Genomic DNA, 6,324 nt, shown 5'->3' with positions numbered 1-6,324 from the left:
TCGATCGTCGCCCGCGACGCGCTGCTGGCCCGCGACGCCGGCGCGCGCGTGCACATCTGTCACGCATCCACCGCGGGCACCGTCGAACTCGTCCGGTGGGCCAAGGAACAGGGCATCGCGATCACCGCCGAGGTGACCCCGCACCACCTGCTGCTCGACGACAGCCGGTTGGCCGACTACGACGGGCGCAACCGGGTGAACCCGCCGCTGCGGGAGGCCGGCGACGCCGAGGCGCTGCGGCAGGCGCTGGCCGACGGTGTCATCGACTGCGTCGCCACCGACCACGCCCCGCACGCCGAGCACGAGAAGATGTGCGAGTTCGCCCACGCCCGCCCCGGCATGCTCGGCCTGCAGACCGCTTTGTCGGTGGTGGTCGAGACGATGGTGCGGTCGGGCCTGCTGACCTGGCGCGACGTGGCCAGGGTGATGAGCGAGAACCCCGCGCGCATCGTCGGGCTGCCCGATCAGGGCCGTCCGCTGGAGGTCGGTGAGCCGGCCAACCTGACCGTCGTCGACCCCGACACCACCTGGACCGTGGCGGGCTCCGACCTCGCCAGCCGTTCGGACAACACGCCTTTCGAGCAGATGACGCTGCCCGCGGTCGTCACGCTCACGATGCTGCGCGGCAGGATCACCGCCCGCGACGGGAAGAGCGCAGTCTCATGAACACCCCGACGCTGATCGCCTCGCTGATCATGGCCGCACTGGTGGTGCTGCTGATCGCGTTCTTCATCCGGCAGATGCTGCGCGGCTGGGTGCACCGCGCGCAGCGGCAGGCCGAGCTGATCGGCCAGCTGCCCGCACTGCCCGACACCGTGGGCTCCGCGACCGTCACCGCCACCCCTGGCCTGTACGTCGGCACCACACTGTCGCCGAGCTGGCAGGACCGCGTCGCCGCCGCCGATCTCGGGTTCCGGGCCAAGGCCGTCCTCACCCGCTACCCGGAAGGGATCATGGTGCAGCGCACCGGCGCCGGGCCGATCTGGATCCCCGAGGACACGATCGTGGCCATCCGCACCGAAATGGGTATCGCCGGCAAGGTGATCCCACACCGCGGGGCCGACCGTGGCGACGGCGTGCTGGCGATCCGATGGCGGCTGCCGTCCGGTGTGGAGATCGACACCGGGTTCCGGGCCGACGACCGGCACCGCTACGCCGAATGGGTTCAGACGCCCCCGACCGACAGCGTCGGCGACAACGTGGAAGGCAAGACAGCGTGACATCTGTTGCTCTACTGGTGCTCGAGGACGGGCGGACGTTCACCGGGACGGAGTTCGGCGCCGTCGGCCAGACGCTGGGCGAGGCGGTGTTCTCCACCGGCATGTCGGGCTACCAGGAGACGCTCACCGACCCGAGCTACCACGGTCAGATCGTGGTGGCCACCGCGCCGCAGATCGGCAACACCGGCTGGAACCACGAGGACGCCGAGAGTCGCGACGACAAGATCTGGGTGGCCGGCTACGCGGTGCGCGATCCCTCGCCGCGCCCGTCGAACTGGCGAGCCACCGGCACTCTGGACGCCGAACTGGTGCAGCAGGGCATCGTCGGGATCGCCGGCATCGACACCCGGGCACTGGTGCGGCACCTGCGCAGCCGCGGGTCGATGAAGGCGGGCATCTTCTCCGGTGACGCCCTGGCCGGCGCAGACGAACTACGGGAGCGGGTACGCAACCAGCCTGCGATGCTCGGCGCCGATCTCGCCGGTCAGGTCAGCACCGATGTCCCCTACGTGGTGGAGCCCGAGGGCGGCCACCGGCTCACCGTCGCCGCCATCGACCTCGGCATCAAGACCAATACGCCGCGCAACTTCGCCCGCCGCGGCATCCGCAGCCACGTGCTGCCGTCGGATGCCACGTTCGCCCAGATAGCCGACCTGAAACCGGACGGGGTGTTCCTGTCCAACGGCCCCGGCGACCCGGCCACCGCCGATCACATCGTCGGTGTCACCCGCGAGGTGCTCGGCGCCGGGATCCCGCTCTTCGGCATCTGTTTCGGCAACCAGATCCTCGGCCGCGCGCTGGGCCGGTCGACGTACAAGATGGTGTTCGGCCACCGCGGCATCAACATCCCCGTGATCGACCACCAGACCGGCAGCGTCGCGATCACCGCGCAGAACCACGGCTTCGCACTCGAAGGTGAGGCGGGGGAGGAGTTCGACACCCCGTTCGGGCGCGCCGTCGTCAGCCACACCTGCGCCAACGACGGCACCGTCGAGGGTGTCAAACTGGTTGACGGCCGCGCATTCTCGGTGCAGTACCACCCCGAGGCGGCGGCCGGTCCGCACGACGCCAACTACCTGTTCGACCAATTCGTCGACCTGATGGCGGAGGAGAAGTAGATGCCGCGCCGCGAAGACCTCAACCACATCCTGGTGATCGGCTCCGGCCCGATCCTGATCGGCCAGGCCGCCGAGTTCGACTACTCCGGCACCCAGGCCTGCCGCGTGCTGCGCGACGAAGGCCTGCAGGTCAGCCTGATCAACTCCAACCCGGCGACGATCATGACCGACCCGGAGTACGCCGACCACACCTACGTCGAACCGATCACGCCGGCGTTCGTGGAACGGGTGATCGCCGCACAGGCCGAGCGCGGCAACAAGATCGACGCGCTGTTGGCCACCCTCGGCGGGCAGACCGCGCTCAATACCGCGGTGTCGCTCTACGAGAACGGCGCACTCGAGCGATACGGCATCGAGATGATCGGCGCCGACTTCGAGGCGATCCAGCGCGGTGAGGACCGGCAGAAGTTCAAGGACATCGTCGCCAAGGTGGGCGGCGAATCGGCGCGCAGCCGGGTCTGTTTCACCATGGACGAGGTCCGTGAGACCGTCGAGGACCTCGGACTGCCGGTTGTCGTCCGCCCGTCGTTCACCATGGGTGGGCTGGGGTCGGGCATGGCCTACTCCGCCGAGGACGTCGAACGGATGGCCGGCCATGGCCTGGCCTCATCACCGTCGGCCAATGTGCTGATCGAGGAATCCATCTACGGGTGGAAGGAATACGAGCTCGAGCTGATGCGCGACCATCGCGACAACGTGGTGGTGGTGTGCTCGATCGAGAACTTCGATCCGATGGGCGTGCACACCGGCGATTCGGTGACCGTGGCGCCGGCGATGACGCTCACCGACCGCGAGTACCAGACCATGCGCGACCTGGGGATCGACATCCTGCGCGAGGTCGGCGTCGACACCGGCGGCTGCAACATCCAGTTCGCGGTGAACCCGGCCGACGGCAGGCTGATCGTCATCGAGATGAACCCGCGGGTGTCGCGCTCGAGTGCGCTGGCGTCCAAGGCGACCGGCTTCCCGATTGCGAAGATCGCCGCGAAGCTGGCCATCGGCTACACCCTCGACGAGATCATCAACGACATCACCAAGGAGACGCCGGCCTGCTTCGAGCCGACGCTCGACTACGTGGTGGTCAAGGCGCCGCGCTTCGCGTTCGAGAAGTTCCCCGGCGCCGACGCCACCCTGACCACCACCATGAAGTCGGTCGGCGAGGCGATGTCGCTGGGCCGCAACTTCATCGAGGCGCTCGGCAAGGTGATGCGCTCACTGGAGACCAAGCGGGCGGGCTTCTGGACCACGCCGGATCCCGACCTCACGGTCGACGAGGTGCTCACCGGGCTGCGCACCCCGACCGACGGCCGGGTCTACGACATCGAGCTGGCGCTGCGCCTCGGTGCGACGGTCGAGCAGGTGGCCGAGGCCTCCGGCGTCGACCCGTGGTTCGTCGACCAGATCTCTCGCCTGGTGGCGCTGCGCGCCGAGATCCTCGAGGCGCCGGTGCTCGACGGGTCGCTGCTGCGCCGGGCCAAGCACAGCGGCCTGTCCGACGGCCAGATCGCGGCGCTGCGACCGGAACTGGCAGGCGAGATGGGTGTGCGGGCGCTGCGCCAGCGGCTCGGCATCCATCCGGTGTTCAAGACGGTCGACACCTGCGCCGCCGAGTTCGAGGCCAAGACGCCGTACCACTACAGCAGCTACGAGCTCGATCCGGCGGCCGAGACCGAGGTCGCGCCGCAGGCGGAGAAACCCAAGGTGCTCATCCTGGGCTCCGGGCCCAACCGCATCGGTCAGGGCATCGAGTTTGACTACTCCTGCGTGCACGCCGCCACCACGCTGAGCGCGGCCGGGTTCGAGACCGTGATGGTCAACTGCAACCCCGAGACGGTGTCCACCGACTACGACACCGCCGACCGGCTGTACTTCGAGCCGCTGACCTTCGAGGACGTGCTCGAGGTCTACTACGCGGAATCGGCTTCGGGGGCAGGCGGACCCGGTGTCACCGGCGTGATCGTGCAGCTCGGCGGGCAGACCCCGCTCGGGCTGGCCGAACGGCTGGAGAAGGCCGGGGTGCCGATCGTCGGCACCAGCCCCAAGGCCATCGACCTCGCCGAGGACCGCGGGGCGTTCGGGGAGCTGCTGAACTCCGCGGGGCTGCCCGCGCCGAGGTTCGGCATGGCGACCAGCTTCGATCAGGCTCGCCGCATCGCCGCCGACATCGGTTACCCGGTGCTGGTGCGGCCGTCCTACGTGCTCGGCGGGCGCGGCATGGAGATCGTCTACGACGACGAGACCCTGCACGGCTACATCACCCGGGCGACCGAACTGTCGCCCGAGCACCCGGTGCTGGTGGACCGGTTCCTCGAGGACGCCATCGAGATCGACGTCGACGCACTCTGCGACGGCACCGAGGTGTACATCGGCGGGATCATGGAGCACATCGAGGAGGCCGGCATCCACTCCGGCGACTCGGCGTGCGCGCTGCCGCCGGTGACGTTGGGCCGCAGCGACATCGAGTCGGTGCGCCGGGCGACCGAGGCGATCGCGCACGGCATCGGCGTGGTCGGTCTGCTCAACGTGCAGTACGCGCTCAAGGACGACGTGCTCTACGTGCTCGAGGCGAATCCGCGTGCCAGCCGCACCGTCCCGTTCGTGTCCAAGGCGACGTCGGTGCCGCTGGCCAAGGCGTGTGCGCGGATCATGCTCGGCACCACCATCGCCCAGCTGCGCGAGGAGGGACTGCTGGCCGCGACCGGTGACGGCGCCACCACGCCGCGCAACGCCCCGGTGGCGGTCAAGGAGGCGGTGCTGCCGTTCCACCGGTTCCGGCGCGCCGACGGCGCCCAGGTGGATTCGCTGCTCGGCCCGGAGATGAAGTCGACCGGCGAGGTGATGGGGATCGACCACGACTTCGGCAGCGCCTTCGCCAAGAGTCAGACCGCCGCGTACGGGTCACTGCCCAAGGAGGGCACGATCTTCGTCTCGGTGGCCAACCGCGACAAGCGTTCGCTGGTGTTCCCGGTCAAGCGGCTCGCCGATCTGGGCTTCCGGGTGCTGGCCACCGAGGGCACCGCGGAGATGCTGCGCCGCAACGGAATTCCGTGCGACGAGGTGCGCAAGCACTACGAGAGTCCGAGTGGCGCCGACGACAAGCGGCTCTCGGCGGTGGACGCCATCCGCGCCGGTGAGGTGGACATGGTGATCAACACCCCGTACGGCAACTCCGGGCCGCGCATCGACGGATACGAGATCCGGTCGGCGGCGGTGTCCATGAACATCCCGTGCGTGACGACGGTGCAGGGCGCGTCGGCGGCGGTGCAGGGCATCGAGGCCGGTATCCGCGGCGACATCGGGGTGATGAGTCTTCAGGAACTGCACAGCGAGCTGGAATCACGCTGACCGTGCCGGGGTTCGGTCGTCGGCTCGCCGAGGCGGTGGCGCGTAGCGGACCGCTGTGCCCGGGCATCGATCCGCATCCCGCGCTGCTGCGGGACTGGGGGCTGTCCACGGGGGTGGACGGGCTGCGGACGTTCTGCCAGACCTGCGTGGCGGCGTTCGGCGACTTCGCCATCGTCAAGCCGCAGGTCGCGTTCTTCGAGCCGTACGGCGCCGCCGGCTTCGCCGTGCTCGAGGAGACCATCGCCGAGTTGCGGGCGGCCGGCGTGCTGGTGCTGGCCGACGCCAAACGGGGCGACATCGGGTCCACCATGGCGGCCTACGCCGAGGCCTGGGCCGGCGACTCGCCGCTGGCCGCCGACGCCGTCACCGCGTCGCCGTATCTCGGATTCGGCGCGCTGCAACCGCTGCTGGACACGGCGGCCGCCCACGGCAGGGGAGTCTTCGTGCTGGCCGCGACGTCGAATCCGGAAGGTGCGTCGGTGCAGCGTGCCCTGGTCGACGGGCCGACCGGCGGGCGCACGGTCGCGCAATCGGTCGTCGACGCCGCCGCAGCGGTCAACCGCGCCACCGCTCCCGAGCCCGGATCGGTCGGCGTCGTGGTCGGCGCCACCCTGGCCGAACCGCCGGACGTGAGCGCCCTG

Annotated in this window: 5 protein-coding genes; all 5 read left to right on the top strand. The window is 69.8% G+C overall.

Going from position 1 to position 6,324, the window contains the following annotated elements:
- Positions 1-666, top strand: a 666-nt coding sequence (locus tag Q2100_RS29025) for a dihydroorotase (RefSeq protein ID WP_302916816.1), incomplete at its 5' end; no start/stop codon positions are given.
- Complete coding sequence (locus Q2100_RS29020; RefSeq protein ID WP_302916815.1) at positions 663-1,220, top strand: PH-like domain-containing protein; 558 nt, start codon at positions 663-665, stop codon at positions 1,218-1,220. The genes Q2100_RS29025 and Q2100_RS29020, both read left to right, overlap by 4 nt.
- A 14-nt stretch (positions 1,221-1,234) precedes the next feature.
- Complete coding sequence (gene carA, locus Q2100_RS29015; RefSeq protein ID WP_407667713.1) at positions 1,235-2,338, top strand: glutamine-hydrolyzing carbamoyl-phosphate synthase small subunit; 1,104 nt, start codon at positions 1,235-1,237, stop codon at positions 2,336-2,338.
- Positions 2,339-5,683 carry a carbamoyl-phosphate synthase large subunit gene (carB, locus tag Q2100_RS29010; RefSeq protein ID WP_302916813.1) on the top strand — a complete coding sequence of 1,115 codons (3,345 nt, stop codon included), beginning with the start codon at positions 2,339-2,341 and terminating at the stop codon, positions 5,681-5,683.
- Between the two features lie 2 nt (positions 5,684-5,685).
- Positions 5,686-6,324 (top strand): orotidine-5'-phosphate decarboxylase (pyrF, locus tag Q2100_RS29005; protein WP_302916812.1); only part of this gene is annotated, 639 nt, incomplete at its 3' end.

It is taken from the genome of Mycolicibacterium arseniciresistens, assembly GCF_030519285.1.
Lineage (GTDB): Bacteria > Actinomycetota > Actinomycetes > Mycobacteriales > Mycobacteriaceae > Mycobacterium > Mycobacterium arseniciresistens.
The sequence above is the reverse complement of the archived record's forward strand: the minus strand, read 5'-3'. Positions and strand labels throughout refer to the sequence as shown.

What these genes read in the sequence shown, in the direction of transcription:
- carB (WP_302916813.1), top strand. Translation starts at nt 2,339, where the DNA reads ATGCCGCGCCGCGAAGACCTCAACCACATCCTGGTGATCGGCTCCGGC.
- Q2100_RS29020 (WP_302916815.1), top strand. Translation starts at nt 663, where the DNA reads ATGAACACCCCGACGCTGATCGCCTCGCTGATCATGGCCGCACTGGTG.